This window comes from Micrococcus sp. NPDC078436, from assembly GCF_040702705.1.
GTDB lineage: Bacteria > Actinomycetota > Actinomycetes > Actinomycetales > Micrococcaceae > Micrococcus.
Window position 1 is genome coordinate 57267 of the sequence record NZ_JBFBLX010000009.1, and the last position, 14659, is coordinate 71925.

The 14659-nt window shown below is 75.2% G+C and carries 15 protein-coding genes; 7 read left to right on the plus strand and 8 right to left on the minus strand.

What is annotated here, in order from left to right:
• Positions 1–24: 24 nt before the first annotated feature.
• Positions 25–837 (minus strand): amino acid ABC transporter ATP-binding protein, encoded by an 813-nt coding sequence (locus tag AB0302_RS06790; RefSeq protein ID WP_248117588.1) that lies wholly within the window; start codon positions 835–837, stop codon positions 25–27.
• 85 nt (positions 838–922) lie between these two features.
• Entirely contained in the window at positions 923–1996 is a 1074-nt protein-coding gene (locus AB0302_RS06795) for a transporter substrate-binding domain-containing protein (protein WP_366370952.1), read from the minus strand.
• A gap of 133 nt (positions 1997–2129) precedes the next feature.
• Between AB0302_RS06795 and AB0302_RS06800 the strand changes: the two genes are divergently transcribed.
• From AB0302_RS06800 to AB0302_RS06810, 3 genes are all read left to right on the plus strand, one after another.
• Positions 2130–2930 (plus strand): TIGR00730 family Rossman fold protein, encoded by an 801-nt coding sequence (locus AB0302_RS06800; protein ID WP_298712019.1) that lies wholly within the window; start codon positions 2130–2132, stop codon positions 2928–2930.
• Positions 2927–3271 carry a cell division protein DivIVA gene (locus AB0302_RS06805; RefSeq protein WP_343282004.1) on the plus strand — a complete coding sequence of 115 codons (345 nt, stop codon included), beginning with the start codon at positions 2927–2929 and terminating at the stop codon, positions 3269–3271. Before AB0302_RS06800 ends, AB0302_RS06805 begins: the two co-directional genes overlap by 4 nt.
• 114 nt (positions 3272–3385) lie before the next feature.
• Entirely contained in the window at positions 3386–3556 is a 171-nt protein-coding gene (locus tag AB0302_RS06810; protein WP_248117596.1) for a DUF3117 domain-containing protein, read from the plus strand.
• Between the two features lie 79 nt (positions 3557–3635).
• Here AB0302_RS06810 and AB0302_RS06815 read toward each other — a convergent pair whose 3' ends face one another.
• Positions 3636–4286, minus strand: coding sequence for a class I SAM-dependent methyltransferase (locus AB0302_RS06815; protein WP_248117598.1), 651 nt, complete (start codon positions 4284–4286; stop codon positions 3636–3638).
• A 228-nt stretch (positions 4287–4514) separates the two neighbouring features.
• On the opposite strand from AB0302_RS06815, the gene AB0302_RS06820 reads away from it, so the two are divergent.
• Positions 4515–5411, plus strand: coding sequence for a zf-HC2 domain-containing protein (locus AB0302_RS06820; RefSeq protein WP_248117600.1), 897 nt, complete (start codon positions 4515–4517; stop codon positions 5409–5411).
• A gap of 21 nt (positions 5412–5432) precedes the next feature.
• On the plus strand, positions 5433–6110 hold the full coding sequence (locus AB0302_RS06825; protein WP_366370953.1) for a twin-arginine translocase TatA/TatE family subunit: 678 nt from the start codon (positions 5433–5435) through the stop codon (positions 6108–6110).
• A gap of 21 nt (positions 6111–6131) precedes the next feature.
• Here AB0302_RS06825 and AB0302_RS06830 read toward each other — a convergent pair whose 3' ends face one another.
• The 3 genes from AB0302_RS06830 to AB0302_RS06840 are packed head-to-tail and all read right to left on the minus strand — an operon-like array spanning position 6132 to position 9427.
• Positions 6132–7295 (minus strand): P-loop NTPase, encoded by a 1164-nt coding sequence (locus AB0302_RS06830; protein ID WP_248117604.1) that lies wholly within the window; start codon positions 7293–7295, stop codon positions 6132–6134.
• The gene (locus AB0302_RS06835) at positions 7292–8104 is read right to left on the minus strand and encodes a DUF1003 domain-containing protein (protein WP_366370954.1); all 813 of its coding nucleotides are present in this window, start codon (positions 8102–8104) and stop codon (positions 7292–7294) included. Before AB0302_RS06835 ends, AB0302_RS06830 begins: the two co-directional genes overlap by 4 nt.
• Before the next feature lie 60 nt (positions 8105–8164).
• Positions 8165–9427, minus strand: a complete 1263-nt coding sequence (locus AB0302_RS06840; protein ID WP_248117614.1) for a CBS domain-containing protein — start codon at positions 9425–9427, stop codon at positions 8165–8167.
• Positions 9428–9530: 103 nt separating this feature from the next.
• Between AB0302_RS06840 and AB0302_RS06845 the strand changes: the two genes are divergently transcribed.
• Complete coding sequence (locus tag AB0302_RS06845; protein ID WP_366370955.1) at positions 9531–10268, plus strand: general stress protein; 738 nt, start codon at positions 9531–9533, stop codon at positions 10266–10268.
• A 73-nt stretch (positions 10269–10341) separates the two neighbouring features.
• On the opposite strand, the gene AB0302_RS06850 is transcribed toward AB0302_RS06845, so the two are convergent.
• Entirely contained in the window at positions 10342–12162 is a 1821-nt protein-coding gene (locus AB0302_RS06850) for a pyruvate kinase (protein WP_319076474.1), read from the minus strand.
• A gap of 33 nt (positions 12163–12195) precedes the next feature.
• Complete coding sequence (locus tag AB0302_RS06855) at positions 12196–13767, minus strand: aminopeptidase P family protein (protein ID WP_366370956.1); 1572 nt, start codon at positions 13765–13767, stop codon at positions 12196–12198.
• Positions 13768–13802: 35 nt separating this feature from the next.
• On the opposite strand from AB0302_RS06855, the gene AB0302_RS06860 reads away from it, so the two are divergent.
• A complete protein-coding gene (locus AB0302_RS06860) occupies positions 13803–14654 on the plus strand; it encodes a PHP domain-containing protein (protein WP_319076477.1) in 852 nt (283 codons plus the stop codon).
• The last annotated feature ends 5 nt before the right edge of the window (positions 14655–14659 follow it).

Genomic DNA, 14659 nt, shown 5'->3' on the forward strand with positions numbered 1-14659 from the left:
GCGGCGTGCCGGGACCGCGGGGCGTCAGTGGGTGAGGATCTTGCCGAGGAAGTCCTTCGCCCGCTCGTGCTGCGGAGCCGTGAAGAAGGACTCGGGGTCGGTGTCCTCGAGGACGGCGCCGTCGGCCATGAAGATGACGCGGTCGCCGGCCTTTCGGGCGAAGCCCATCTCATGGGTCACGACCACCATGGTCATGCCCTCCTGGGCGAGCTGGACCATGACGTCCAGGACCTCCTGCACCATCTCCGGGTCCAGGGCCGAGGTGGGCTCGTCGAAGAGCAGGGCCTGCGGCTCCATCGCCAGGGCGCGGGCGATGGCCACGCGCTGCTGCTGGCCGCCGGAGAGCTGGGCGGGCATCTTCTTGGCCTGAGGGGCCACGCCCACGCGCTCCAGGAGCTCCATCGCATGCCGTTCCGCCTCGGCCTTCTTCTTGCCCTTGACCCGGATCGGCCCGAGGGTCACGTTCTCGAGGATCGACTTGTGGGCGAAGAGGTTGAAGGACTGGAACACCATGCCGACCTCGGCCCGCAGACGGGCCAGCCCCTTGCCCTCCGTGGGCAGCGGCTGGCCGCCGATGAGGATGCGGCCGCCGTCGTCGTCGATGGTCTCGAGGCGGTTGATGGTGCGGCAGAGGGTGGACTTTCCGGAGCCCGAGGGGCCCAGGACGATCGCCACCTGACCGCGCGGAATGGCGAGGTCGATGTCCTTGAGGGCCTGGAACTCGCCGAAGTGCTTGTTGACGTGTTCGAGGCGGATGAGCGCCTCGGACGGTGCGCCGAAGGCCACCGTGCCGACGGCATGGGCGCCGTGGGCGGTGTCCGGGGTGTGGTGGGTCATGCAGGGAATATAGCCCATGTCACAGGACGCCGTGCGGTGCATCACGCTCCTGGCGGGCTGGCGGCCTCGATCCCCGCCCGTCAGCTCACTGGGCGCCCTGCGCGGGGGAGCGGTCGCAGCGGTCGGGATCCGGGAGGGCGGCGAGCCGCAGCTGTGGAGACAGCGGCACCCCGCTGGCGCGCTCGAGAGCCTCGGCGGACCGGGCCCAGCCGCCGTCGTCGCGGTGCGAGGCGAGGGCCGCTGTGACGTCGTCGCACAGCGTGGAGTCCTCCGGCAGGCCGACGCCGTACTGGGCGGCCCCGAGGTCGGCGTCGAGCAGGCGCGCCTCCGGCGCCTCGTCCGCCCGGCTCAGCGCGCCCAGCAGAGGCTCGTCGCCCGCGATCGCATCCACCCGCCCCGTGCGCAGCGCCGGGAGGCACTCGGCGGCGCCGCCCTGCACGAGCAGCTCCACCTCACCGGGGACCTCGGCGCGGAGGGCGGCCGCGGCGGGGGAGCCGGACTCCACACAGACCGTGCCGCCCTCCAGGTCTGCCGGCTCCGCGACGGACGAGTCCGCCGGCACGAGCACGCCCAGGCGGGCGGACAGGTACGGGCCGGCCACGTCCATGGGCTCGTCCGGTGCCGGCGTCAGGGGCACCCCGCCGACCGCCAGGTCGACGATCCCGGCGGAGAGGGCGTCGGCGGGGGCGCGCGTCCCGAGCCAGACCCACTGGACCTGACGCTCCTCGTAGCCGAGGAACATGGCCGTGGCGCGGGCGGCGTCGGCGTCGAACCCGTCCGGGGTGTCGTCCCTCTCGCCCGTGCTCAGGCCGGGCCGGTCGCCGGGCAGGGCGATCCGCAGCACGCCGTCCGCGCGCGGCCGGGGCGTGGGCGCGGCGGAGGCGCCGTCGGTGGCGTCCGTGGTGCTCGTCGTCCGGGCCGGCGTGGCGGAGCGCGGTGAGGAGGAGGTCTCGACGGGCGTCCCCGGCCCGGCAGGAGGCGTGGGGGCCACCGGCGCGGTGGTCTCGGGCCCCGCCGCCTCGGGCGGCTGCGGGGCCTCGGGCGCGGCCGGCGCGGAGCATCCGGACACCAGCGCCACCGTGGCGGCCAGGGCGGCCGTCGCCGCTGCCCGCCGGGCACGGGCGAGGCGGTGGCGGTCGGGGGACGCAGCGGACGGCACGGGGTCTCCTGGGGGTCGACGGCGCGCCGCGCTGGGCGGCGGATGTCACCGCAGGATATCTCCCGGGTGCGCGGGGAGCGCAGGCCTGCGCCACGGGGGCGACCAGAGGGCCCGACTGGCTAGGGTGGGGGCCATGGCCGACCAGACACACCCGTCCCAGCCCGCGGACCCCGATCGAGGGCCCGTGCGCCGCGGCGGGCAGATCCTGAGCGGCGCCGCGGCTGCCGCCCCCACCTTCGACCAGCTCCTGCTGGACACCCGCCAGTCGGGCATGACGGCGCCGCCGGTCTCGGACGTGGCCTCCACGACGTCGGACGCGTGGCGCGTGCTGCGCATCCAGGCGGAGTTCGTGGAGGGCTTCGGGACGCTGGCGCAGCTCGGCCCCGCCGTCTCCGTGTTCGGCTCCGCCCGCACGGGGGAGGGCACCGACGAGTACGCGCTCGCCCGCGAGGTGGGGCGTCGCCTCGCCGAGGCCGGCTTCGCCGTCATCACGGGCGGCGGTCCGGGGGCCATGGAGGCCGCCAACCGCGGCGCGCACGACGTGGGCGGCGTGTCCGTGGGCCTCGGCATCGAGCTCCCCTTCGAGACCGGGCTGAACCCCTACGTGGGGATCGGCGTGGACTTCCGGTACTTCTTCGCCCGGAAGGTCATGTTCCTGAAGTACGCGCAGGGCTTCATCGTGCTGCCCGGCGGCTTCGGCACCCTGGACGAGCTGTTCGAGGCGCTCACCCTCGTGCAGACCGGCACCGTGAGCCGCTTCCCCGTGGTGCTGGTGGACCGCGCGTTCTGGGGTCCCCTGGTGGACTGGATCCGCGGGGCCCTCGAGGCGCGCGGGATGATCTCGCCCGGCGACGTCGACCTGCTCTCCGTGGTGGACACCGCGGAGGAGGCCGTGGCGCTCATGGCCGCGGTCCAGCAGGGGGGCCGGGCATGAGCCAGCCGATCTGGATCGCCCTCGTCCTCGCCCTCGTGGTGGCCGTGGCCGCCCTCGTGGCGGCGGCGACGGGCCGCGCGACCCTGCGCGCGGACGCGCCCGCCGGCGTCGAGCACCGCCACCCCGTGCTCCTGCCCGCGGACCCCCGGGCCCAGGACGTGGACCACGTGCGCCTCGCCGTGGCAGTGCCGGGCTACCAGCGGGACCAAGTGGACGCGGTGGTGGCCGCACTGCAGGAGACCCTCGCCCGGCGCGAGCGCCGGATCGCCGAGCTCGAGGAGGAGCGTGCCGCCGCCGCTCCCGCCGGCTCGTGTGGCGACAGCCAGCGCGATCCGCGATAATGGGCGTGTGACCGGTCACGCCACGCCTCGCGTGCGGGGGCCGAAGGCACCGGGCCCGTCTGCGACATCCGCCGGCGGCGCCGACACGGGAACACCATCAGAAGGGAAGTCGCAATGGCCGCCATGAAGCCTCGCACCGGGGACGGTCCCATGGAAGTGACCAAGGAGGGACGCAGCCTGATCATGCGCGTGCCGATCGACGGCGGCGGGCGCCTCGTCCTGGAGATCAACGCCGAGGAGGCGCAGGAGCTCAAGGAGTGCCTGCAGGGCGTCACCCAGGGCTGACCGCCCCGAACGCCGCACGCCCCGCGCACCGCTGACCGGTGCGCGGGGCGTCGTGCTTCTCCGGGCTCCTCGGCAGGCGTCAGCGGCGCACGGCCAGCAGCATGCCCGTGCCCGTGGGGACCACGGCGGAGATCCACCGCTCGTCCTCGGCAATGCCGCGGTCCACGGCGCGGGCGGACACCGTGGAGGGCTCGCGCACCGCCGGACGCGGCACGCGGTCCTGGTCCAGGGCGTCGAGGACCACCAGCAGCCCGCCGGGGGCCAGCATGCGGGCGGCCTGGTCCACGTCGAACGCGCGGGAGGCCGGATCGCCGTCCACCACGACCATCTCGTAGGCGCCCGTGGTCAGGCGCGGCAGCACGAGGCGGGAGCGCCCCGTGATCATGCGGGTGCGGCCGTTCGGCAGGTGCGCCTCGGAGAAGGCCTCCCGCGCCGCATGCTGCACGTCCGCCTCCGGGTCCACGGTGGTCAGGACGGTGCGCTCGGGCAGCCCGCGCATCAGAGCGAGGCCCGAGACCCCCGCGCCGGTGCCGATCTCCACGACGGCGCCCGGCGCGCGCGTGGCCGCCAGCACGGTGAGCAGCGCCGCCGCGCCCTCGCTGACCGGCGCCACCCCGAGCTCGGCCGAGCGCTCCCGTGCCCGCAGCAGCACCGCGTCCTCCTCCAGCCGGGTCTCCGCGTACGTCCACGAGGCGTGCTTGGCGGTCGGCTGGGGGTGCAGGGCGGTCATGGGCGCTCTCTCCGGGGGTGGGCGGGGTGGTCCGGCGACGGCGGCGCCGCGGGCTTCCGCGGACGGCCGGCACCGGGCCGGATGCCGCCCCAGTGTACGGAAGAACCGGGGGGGACGATTCAGACTTCTCTCAGACGTGCCGTCCATGATGGGCGGACTGGACCGGCGTCGGCGTGGTCCCCGGCCCTCCGGTCCGGGAGTCGGCGCACCAGGAGGAGGTGGGGCGGGATGAGCCCTCATCACTCGCTGCGCCACCTGGACGCCTACCTCGAGGGCGTGCTCTCGCGCCCGGCGGGCCGCCGGCTGGCGGCCCATCTCTCCCGCTGCCCGGACTGCGCCCGGACCGCCCGTGAGCGGGCCCGCGTCCTGGACGCCGCGCGCTCCGTGGACGCCCGCCCCGCGGCCGTGACCCATCCCGTGCTCCCCGTGCGCGGCGTGTCCGGCCGCCTCGTCGTGCTGGCGCTGGCCATGGTCGTCCTGCTGGGCGGGCTCCTCGCGGCCGTGTGGGTGGCCGGCGCGCCACGTGGCGTGGCCCGGGCGCAGGCCGGTCCGACGGACGCGCTGGGGGTCGTCCAGCGCCAGTCCGCCGCCGCGTCCTCCCCGGGGGCCACCGTGGAGGAGCTCCGCGGCCTCGGCTGGACCGTGCCGTCCCTGACCGGCGCAGGCCTGCAGCCCCTCGAGGTGCGCGGCGAGCAGGCGGCGGACCTGCTGGAGGTCGCGGTGGTCTGGGGGCGCGCCGAGCCGGCGGTCACGGTGCACGAGTGCCGCTCGCGCTCCGCGACCGCTGTGCCCCGCGGCTGTGCGTCGGGGCGCGAGGACGCCGCAATGCCGGGGAGGCGGCTCCCCGGCGGTGTCGCCTACCGGCTGACGGACGACCCGTCCGGAGAGGGGTGGATCGCGGACCTCGCGACGGCGCAGGCGGCCTACCGCGTGGAGTCCACGCTGCCACGCGAGCAGGCGGAGCCCCTCCTCACCCTCCTCGTGGTCTCGGACCGGTCCGGCCTCACCGAGCTGCGGCGCGACGACGCCGTGACGGACCGCCTCGAGCGCGGCCTCGAGCGGATCGTCGAGGCCGTTCCGAGCATGGGCCGGGTGGCCGGCATCCTCGCGGTGGGGCGTCGGTGAGCCTCTAGTAGAGTCTCCACCGTGGCAGGAATCAACGGATCCGAGTTCATCGTCCTCCTGGTGCTCGCCGTGATCATCCTCGGTCCGGAGAAGCTCCCGGAGTACACCCGCGCCTTCACCCAGTGGCTCCGCCGGATGCGGGACATGGCCGAGGGCGCCAAGACGCAGTTCAAGGAGGAGACGGGGACGGACTTCGACGAGGTCAACTGGCGCAAGTACGACCCCCGTCAGTACGATCCCCGCCGCATCATCCGCGAGGCCCTCACCGAGCCGGTGGGCGGCAGCGGCTCCTCCACCGCCGCGCACCGGGCCCAGGCGCTCACGGGCGTGGCCCCCGAGGACCTCCACGGCGGGCTGACCCGCCAGGACATCGCGGACATGGACCCCCGCTCCCTCTTCCGCCGCCCGGGCGGCACGGGCAGCAGCTCCGCCGAGGCCACCGACGTCGAGTCCACCGCCGTCGCGTCCGCCACGGGCACCGCCGCCCCCGACGCCGAGCTCACCCCCGTGGCCGCCGCCGTCGTCCCGGGTGCCGGGACCGCCGTCGTGGGAGGCGCGGCTGTCGCCCTCATGGCCTCCGGCCGCGCCGAGGCCATGGTGGCCGAGGGGCGCCCGGCTGCGGTCCCGGCAGCCGCGGGCCCGGATCCGCTCGAGCTGCTCGGCCTGGCGCCCGCACCCTTCGACGTCGACGCCACCTGATCGCCGCGGTGATCCCGGCGCTCAGCGCGGGCTGAACGGCAGCCGGCGCCCGGCCAGGCTCCGGGGGCGCACCGCGAGCCGCTCGGCGATGGCCAGCAGGGCGCGCGCCGCGGGGCTCTGCGGCGCCGAGGCCACCACGGGGGCGCCGGTGTCCCCGCCCACGCGCAGGGCCGGATCCAGCGGCACCGAGCCCAGCAGGGGCACGTCCGCACCGAGCGCGCCGGTGAGCCGCTCCGCCACCTCGGCGCCGCCGCCCGTGCCGAACACGTCCAGCACCGTGCCGTCCGGCAGGGCCATGGGGCCCATGTTCTCCACCACGCCTGCCACGCGCTGGCCGGTCTGCTGCGCGAGCTGACCCGCGCGCGCGGCCACCTGGGCGGCGGCGTGCTGGGGGGTCGTCACCACCACGAGCTCGGAGTCCGGCAGCAGCTGGGCCGCGGAGATCGCGATGTCGCCCGTGCCCGGCGGCAGGTCCACGAGCAGCACGTCGAGGTCGCCCCAGTGCACGTCCGTCACGAACTGCTCCAGGGCCCGGTGCAGCATGGGGCCGCGCCACGCGACCGGTCGGTCGGCGTCCAGGAACATCCCGATCGAGATGACCTTCACGCCGCGGGCCACGGGCGGCAGGATCAGCTGCTCGAGACGGGTCGGGGAGGCGTCCACGCCCAGGAGCCCGGGGATGGAGAAGCCGTGCACGTCGGCGTCAATCAGCCCGACCGCCAGGCCCCGCTCGGCGAGGGCGACGGCGAGGTTGGCGGTGACCGTGGACTTGCCCACGCCGCCCTTGCCCGAGGCGACGGCCAGGACGCGGGTGAGCGAGCCCGCGGCGAACGGGTTGGCGGGGCGCGCGCCGCGCAGCGAGTCCTGCAGGGCGCGGCGCTGCTCGGGGGTCATGACGCCCACGCGCACCGCCACGGACCGGCAGCCGGGCACCGCGGCGGCGGCCGCCGTGACGTCGGCCTCGATGGTCCCGCGCAGGGGGCAGCCCGTGATGGTCAGCAGCACCGCCACCTCGACCTCGCCCGGGGCGGTCTCGCGGACGGACTCCACCATGCCGAGCTCCGTGACGGGGCGGCGGATCTCCGGGTCGACGACGTCGGCCAGGGCCGCGAGCACGGCCCGCTCGAGCTCGGTGCGGACGGCGGGCAGCGGGAGGCCGGCGTCGGCCTGCGGGGACTCGGTCATCGCCGTCCGTCCGCCGCGCTCGATCCGGTGGCGCTCGGTCCGGTCGCGTCCGGGCCGGGGGCGGCGTCGTCCTCCCGGACGCGAGCGGCGGCCTCCTCGGCGGCCTCCTGGGCCGCGATGATCGCGAGCGTGGTGGTCTGGGCGTCGTCGGCGTCCCCGCCGGGCCGCGCGCCGCCGTCGCGGTCCCGGGACTTCTTCTTCTTCGCCTTCTTCACGGAGCCGGCGGCGTCCCCGCCGTCCGAGGCGGGGGAGAGCAGGTCCGCGCGCATCTCGGCGCGGAGCTCTTCGCGGAGAGACTCGCGCAGCTCGTCGATCAGGTCCTCGTGCACGCCGCGCAGCTCGCCCCGGACGAAGTCGCGGGTGGCCACGTCCTGCAGCGCGATGCGCAGGCCCGAGATCTCCCGCGTGAGGTACTCCGTGTCCGCGAGGTTCCGCTCGGCCCGGTCGCGGTCCTCGCGCATGGACACCTTGTCCCGGTCGTCCTGGCGGTTCTGGGCCAGGAGGAGGAGAGGGGCCGCGTACGAGGCCTGGAGCGAGAGCATGAGGGTCAGCGCGGTGAAGCCCAGGGCCGCGGAGTCGAAGCGCAGGCCCTCGGGCCCGTAGCTGTTCCAGCCGACCCACAGGAGGCAGAACAGGGTCATCCACACGAGGAACTGCGGCGTGCCCATGAACCGGGCGATGCCCTCGGTGGCCTCCCCGAAGGCGTCCGGGTTGGGGCTGAAGCGGGGCACTCGGCGTCGGCGCGCGCTCAGCGGCGTGTCCAGGCCCGTGCCCCGGGTCTCGCGAGGCTCCCTCGTGGTCTGCGACATGCTCACTCCTTCGGTGCGGTCCGTGCGGTCGATGCGGTTCGGGGGGTGGTGCGGGAGGGGTCAGCCGGCGGCGGCCGGATGGTCGTCCGGGTCCATCGCGCGCCAGTCGTCCGGGAGGATGTGGTCGAGGACGTCGTCCACGCTCACGGCGCCCACCACGCGGTGCTGGGCGTTGACCACGGGGATGGACGTCAGGTTGTACGTGGCCAGCTCGCGGGTGACGTGGGCCAGCGGGGCCAGGTCGGAGACCGGCTCGAGGTCCTTGTCCATGATGTTGCCGATCGCCTCGGGCGGCGGGTACCGCAGGAGGCGCTGGAAGTGCACGACGCCCAGGAACCGTCCCGTGGGCGTCTCCAGCGGCGGGCGGGCCACGATCACGAGGGAGGCGAGCGCGGGGGAGATCTCGTGCTGCCGGATGGTGGCCATGGCCTCGGCCACGGTCGCCTCGGGCGGGAGGATCACGGGCACGGGCGTCATGACGGAGCCGGCCGTGTCCTCCTCGTACTCGAGCAGGCGGCGCACGTCCTCGGCGTCCTCGGGCTCCATGAGCTCCAGGAGCAGCTCCTGCTGGGAGTCGGGCAGCTCGTGGAGGAGGTCCGCGGCGTCGTCGGGGTCCATCTCCTCGAGGACGTCCGCGGCGCGCTCGATGTCCAGGTGGGAGAGGATCTGGACCTGGTCGTCGTCGGGCAGCTCCTGGAGGACGTCTGCGAGGCGCTCGTCCTGGAGCTCGTTGGCGACCTCCACGCGGCGCTTCTCCGGCATCTCGTGCATCATGTCCGCGAGGTCCGCGGCCTTGAGGTCCTCGTGGGCGGCCACGAAGCTCGTGGCCCCCTGCGGCTCGGCCTGCCCGGCCCAGCGGGCCTCGTCCCACGTGAGGAGCAGGTGCTCTCCCCGCGGGCGGCCGAAGGCGCCGCGGCCCGTGGGGCGCAGGACGTACATGTCCGAGACGAGCCAGTCGCCGTTGCGCTGCTGCTCCAGCCCGATGTCCTCGAGGACGGCCTCGCCCGAGCCGTCCGTGAGGCGCACGCGCCGGTCGAAGAGGTCGCCCGCGACGGTCTGCTCCCCGCCGCGGCGGGAGAAGCGGCGCAGGTTGATGAGGCCCGTGGTGATGATCTGGCCCGAGTCCATGGAGGTCACACGGGTCATGGGCACGAAGACGCGCTTCTTGCCGGGGACCTCGATCACCAGGCCGGTGGCCACGGGGGTGGCGACCCCGCCCCGGTCCAGGACCACGACGTCGCGCAGCCGGCCCAGACGGTCGCCCAGCGGGTCGAACACGTCCAGGCCCAGCAGGCGGGCCACGAAGATCTTGGGGGAGTTCACCGGGCCAGCCTAGTGGGTCCTCTCCGCGCCCGCCCGGTGGGGCGGGTGTCCGCAGTGGGCGGACTCCCGGGCCTCCGCGCCCGCGGCCAGGCACAATGGGGACATGTCCTTCATGATGTCCAGCCCCGCCCCCGGATCCGGCGACACGGGCCTGCCCCGCGGAGAGCTCGTGGCCACCTACTCCACGTACACCGAGGCGCGCGAGCAGGTGGACCGGCTGGCCGCCACGGACTTCCCGGTCAGCGCCGTCTCCATCGTCGGCAAGGACCTGCGCGTGGTGGAGCGGGTGCGCGGCCGCCTCAACTACGCGCAGGTGGCGCTCGGGGCGGGCGTGCGGGGCCTGATGTTCGGCGCCCTGATCGGCGCGTTCCTCCTCCTGCTGGACCCGTCGGGAGGGCCGCTCCAGATCCTGACCTCGGCGCTGCTGGGCCTGGCCGTGTGGCTGCTGTTCGGGGTGATCGGGTTCGCGCTGCGCAAGGGCCGGCACGGCTTCGCCTCCTCGCAGGCCGTGGTGCCCGCCGGCTACGACCTCGTGATCGCCTTCGAGCACGCCGCGCGCGCCCGCCAGGAGCTCGGCCTCACCGCCCGCCCGGCCCCGGCGGCCCCCGCGCCGGCGGCTCCGGCCCCCATCACGGCGGCCCCGGACCAGGCCGCTCCCGCGGACCACGACGCCGGCACGCCCGCTCCGTCGGCCCCGGCCGGCACGCCCGCGGCCCCGGCCGGCCTCGACCGCTCCTACGGCGTGAGCCTGCCCCCCGAGGAGGTCGCGCGCCTCATCGAGGCACGCGGCGGCCGCCCCGGGCCGCAGCCTCCGGCCGAGGGCGGCTCCCACCGCGCCTGACGCGCCGCCCCGCACACCGCGGCCCGGTCCCCAGAGGGGCCGGGCCGTCGTCGTCGGGGGACCGCCGTCCCGTTCAGAGGCTCCAGGACTCCAGCCGCCGCAGCATGTCCCCCTTCTTGCGGGTGTGACCGCCCATGCGGGCGAGGATGTCGCCCAGCGAGGTGATCGCGTCCTCGATGTAGGGGCCCTTGTTCAGCATCGCGACCTCCGCGCGCTGGGCCATCGCGGCGTCGGTGATCTCGGCGCGCGAGGGCAGGCCCTTCTTGGCCAGCGACTCGAGGATCTGCGTGGCCCAGATCGCGGGCACGTGGGCGGCCTCGCAGAGCCACAGGATCTCCTCCTGGAGCTCGGCCATGCGCTCGAATCCGGCCTCCACCGCGAGGTCGCCGCGGGCGATCATCACGCCCACGTCGTTCCACCGCATGGCCTCCAGGAGCATGAGCGGCAGCTGCTCGAACGCGGCCACCGTCTCGATCTTGAGGGTGACGTCCACGTCCTTCGCGTCCTGCTCCTCGAGCGCCTCGATGAGGCGGGCGACGTCGGCGGCCGAGCGCACGAACGACATGTTGACCATGTCCGCGTGGGAGGCCACGAACGGGATGTGGGAGAGGTCCTCCGCCGTGAGCGCGGGGATCTCGAGGGCGGTGTCGGGGAAGTTGATCCCCTTCTCGGCCTTCAGCTTGGCGCCGGCCGGCCCGGCGTTCGTGACCGTCAGGGTGATCTCCTCGCCGTCGTTGGCGGTCACCTCGCCGCCGATCCGGCCGTCGTCGATCCACACCCGCTCGCCCACGGAGACGTCCCGGAAGGCCTGCTCGAGGGAGCAGCCGATGCGGTAGGGCGGGGCGGCGACGGCGGGGCGCGCCTGCATCGAGCGGGTGAGCACCACGTCCTCGCCCACCTGCACCCGCATGCTCTGCTCGAGCGGGGGCAGTTCGCCGACCGTGAGGGGCCCGTGCGGGGTGTCCACCCGCATGCCGGTCTCCCAGTACACGGTGCGGACCGTGCTCACGAGCAGTCCGGCGCCGCTCACGCGCTCCACCATCAGCGTGCGGCGGGATCCGCGCGCGTCCTTCAGGTCCACCTCGTCGCCCGGCTCGAGGGCGGCCAGCACCTGCACGTCCGGGTCCTGCAGGGGCACGACGACGCCGTCCCCCGCCGGGTGCTGCCCGACCCCGTCCGGAGCGGCGCCGAGCCACACCCGGGACGGCTCCAGGACCTGGCCGCCGTCGTCGCGCGAGGGCTTCACCTTGAGCACCCGCGGCCCCGGCTCGAGCGGGCCCGTGCGCAGCTTGGGCCCGGCCAGGTCCATCGCGACGCGCGGTGCGGGGCGCTCCTCCGAGCCGAGGCCGCGCAGCGTGTCGATCATGGCGGCCCACGCGTCCTCCCCGTCGTGGGCGCAGTTCACGCGGGCCAGGTCCATGCCCGCCGCCGCCATGCCGCGCACCAGCTCCGGGTCCGTGGCGGCCTCGCTCGGCATGGTGACCATCACGCGGGTCTGCCGGTCCTGGCGCATCGGGCCCAGCAGGGCGTTCGCGTTGCGCTCGAGGATCTCCCGCCCCACGGCGGGGGTGAGCGCGGACGGCGCGCCGTCGTCGGGCTCGGCCGTGGGCTCGGCCGCCGGCGCGTCGTCCAGCGCGCGGACCGCGCGGAGCACCGCGTCCAGGTGGCCGAGCACCCCCGCCTCCATGCGCCCGAGGGAGGAGAGCCCCACCTCGCTGAGCGCGTCCTGGAGGGGGCGCAGGTCCGTGCCGCGCAGGGCCACGTAGTGCACGAGGTTGCGGGCGGAGGGCCGGTGGCGCTCGCGCACGCGCTCGATGAGGGCGGCGTGCTCGGCCTCGGCGTCGAGGAGGCGTTCCCGCAGGTCGGTGAGCTCGGAGACGAGGTGGGCGGTCATGCCCGCGAGCCTAGCCAGTGCCCCCCGCGCCGATCACCCCTGGAGGCGCGCCATCCAGGCCTCCACGTCCTCGGGGGCGCGGGGCAGGGCGGCGGAGAGGTTCTCCGCGCCGTCCTGCGTGACGAGGACGTCGTCCTCGATCCGCACGCCGATCCCGCGGTACTCCTCCGGGATCGCGAGGTCCTCGGCCTTGAAGTACAGCCCCGGCTCGATCGTGAACACCATGCCCGGCTCGAGCACGCCGTCGAGGTAGAGCTCCCGCTTGGCCTGCGCGCAGTCGTGCACGTCCAGGCCGAGGTGGTGGGAGGTGCCGTGCGGCATCCAGCGGCGGTGGTGCTGGCCCTCCTCGGACAGCGCCTCCTCGGCGGAGACCGGCAGCAGGCCCCACGCGGAGAGGCGATCCACGAGGACGCGCATGGCCTCCGCGTGGATCTCGCGGAAGCGGATGCCCGGCTTCACGATGGCGAACGCGGCGTCGGCGGCGTCCAGCACGGCCTGGTACACGCGGCGCTGCACCTCCGTGTAGGCCCCGTTCACCGGGAGGGTGCGGGTGATGTCCGCGGTGTAGAGGGAGTCGTCCTCCACGCCCGCGTCCAGGAGCAGGAGGTCGCCGTCGCGGACCTCCCCGGTGTTGCGGATCCAGTGGAGCACGGTGGCGTTGTTCCCGGCGGCGGCGATCGTGTCGTAGCCGAGGTCGTTGCCCTCCTCGCGGGCGCGGGCGAAGAAGGCGCCCTCCACGACGCGCTCTCCGCGGCGGTGGCCCACCGCGCGCGGCAGGGCGCGGACGACGTCCTCGAAGCCGGCGATCGTGGCGGCCACCGAGGCGCGCATGCGGTCGACCTCCCACTCGTCCTTCACGAGGCGCAGCTCGGAGCAGAACTCGACGAGCTCGACGTCGGCGGCCTGGGCGGCCGCGAGGTCCTGGCCGGCCGCGGTGCGGGCGGCGGCCACCTGGGCGTCCACGTCGAGGTCGGACTCGGCCAGCAGGCGGACCTGCCCCTGCCCGGCGTCCTTGGTCAGGGCCGACTCGAGCTCCTCGAGGCCGGCGGTGCGCAGCCCGGTGCGGGCGGCCATCTCCGCCAGGGTGGGCCGGGGTCCGATCCAGAACTCGCCCGCGCGGGGGTCGGCGTAGAACTGCTCCGAGTCGCGCCCCGCGAGGGGGCGGAAGTACAGGGTGGCCTCGTGGTCGGCCCCGTCGTCGCCCACCCCGGGGTCCGTGGGCTCGAGGATGAGCACGGCATCCGGCTCGTGGTCCACGCCCAGGCCCGTGAGGTGCGCGAACGCGGAGTGTGCCCGGAAGCGGTAGTCGGTGTCGTTGGAGCGGACCTTGAGCCGGCCCGCGGGCACCACGAGGCGCTCGCCGGGGAAGCGGGCGGAGAGTGCGGCGCGGCGGCGCGCGGCGTGGGGGGCCACGGCGTCGGCGGCGGGCAGGTCCTGTGAGGCGGGCGCCCAGCCCGAGGCCATGAAGGCGCGGAAGGCGTCCGAGCTGGGGCGCTGGGAGCGGTTCTCCACTCGCTCGGCCAGGGGCTGGGGGGCCGGGCTGGTCTCGGCGGCGGGACCGCCCTCGGGAGCAGGGTCGGCGGGGTGCTGTGCGGAGTCGGTCATGCCCACCATCATGGCACCGCCTACGCTGGGGACTCATGGCGCGCTATGACCTGCACACCCACTCCACGGAGTCCGACGGCACCCAGCCGCCCGCCGACGTGGTGCGGGCCGCGGCCCGCGCAGGCCTGGACGGACTGGCCCTCACCGATCATGACACGGCCTCCGGCTGGGCCGAGGCCGCGCAGGCGGCGCTCGAGGAGGGACTCACGTTCGTCCCCGGCATGGAGATGTCCTGCATGGCCGCCGACGGCACGAGCGTGCACCTGCTCGCCTACCTCCACGACCCCGAGGACCCGACCCTGCTGCGCGAGCTCACGGCCGCGCGCTCGGCGCGCCTCACGCGGGCGCAGGAGATGGCTGCACGGCTGGGGGAGGACTACCCCCTCACATGGGAGCTCGTGCAGGAGCACGCGGCGGAGGGCGCCACGATCGGCCGCCCCCACCTGGCCGACGCGCTCGTCACCCTCGGCGTGGTTCCGGACCGCTCCGCGGCGTTCGCCACGATCCTGACCGGCCGCTCCAAGTACTACGTGCCGCACCACGCCCCGGACCCGGCGGTCGCCGTCGAGCTCATCCGAGGTGCGGGCGGCGTGCCCGTGTTCGCCCACCCGCGGGCGACGATGCGCGGCCGGGTGGTGGGCGTGGAGGTCATCGAGTCCATGATCGAGGCGGGCCTGGCCGGCCTCGAGGCCGACCACCGGGACAACCCCGAGCCGGAGCGCGCGTGGCTGCGGGAGCTCGCGGACCGCCACGGCCTCATCGTCACGGGCTCCTCGGACTACCACGGGGCCGGCAAGCCCAACCTGATCGGCGAGTTCACGACCGGCGAGGACGTCCTCGCCGAGATCGAGCGGCAGGGGACCGGCGCCGCCGTCGTGCGGGGGTGAGCCCG

Bases quoted from the DNA above. Each gene is read 5' to 3' on its own strand.
- AB0302_RS06860 (WP_319076477.1), top strand. From the start codon at position 13,803: ATGGCGCGCTATGACCTGCACACCCACTCCACGGAGTCCGACGGCACC.
- AB0302_RS06805 (WP_343282004.1), top strand. From the start codon at position 2,927: ATGAGCCAGCCGATCTGGATCGCCCTCGTCCTCGCCCTCGTGGTGGCC.
- AB0302_RS06815 (WP_248117598.1), bottom strand. From the start codon at position 4,286: ATGACCGCCCTGCACCCCCAGCCGACCGCCAAGCACGCCTCGTGGACG.
- AB0302_RS06830 (WP_248117604.1), bottom strand. From the start codon at position 7,295: ATGACCGAGTCCCCGCAGGCCGACGCCGGCCTCCCGCTGCCCGCCGTC.
- AB0302_RS06835 (WP_366370954.1), bottom strand. From the start codon at position 8,104: ATGTCGCAGACCACGAGGGAGCCTCGCGAGACCCGGGGCACGGGCCTG.
- AB0302_RS06850 (WP_319076474.1), bottom strand. From the start codon at position 12,162: ATGACCGCCCACCTCGTCTCCGAGCTCACCGACCTGCGGGAACGCCTC.
- AB0302_RS06855 (WP_366370956.1), bottom strand. From the start codon at position 13,767: ATGACCGACTCCGCACAGCACCCCGCCGACCCTGCTCCCGAGGGCGGT.
- AB0302_RS06810 (WP_248117596.1), top strand. From the start codon at position 3,386: ATGGCCGCCATGAAGCCTCGCACCGGGGACGGTCCCATGGAAGTGACC.
- AB0302_RS06845 (WP_366370955.1), top strand. From the start codon at position 9,531: ATGTCCTTCATGATGTCCAGCCCCGCCCCCGGATCCGGCGACACGGGC.
- AB0302_RS06820 (WP_248117600.1), top strand. From the start codon at position 4,515: ATGAGCCCTCATCACTCGCTGCGCCACCTGGACGCCTACCTCGAGGGC.
- AB0302_RS06800 (WP_298712019.1), top strand. From the start codon at position 2,130: ATGGCCGACCAGACACACCCGTCCCAGCCCGCGGACCCCGATCGAGGG.
- AB0302_RS06790 (WP_248117588.1), bottom strand. From the start codon at position 837: ATGACCCACCACACCCCGGACACCGCCCACGGCGCCCATGCCGTCGGC.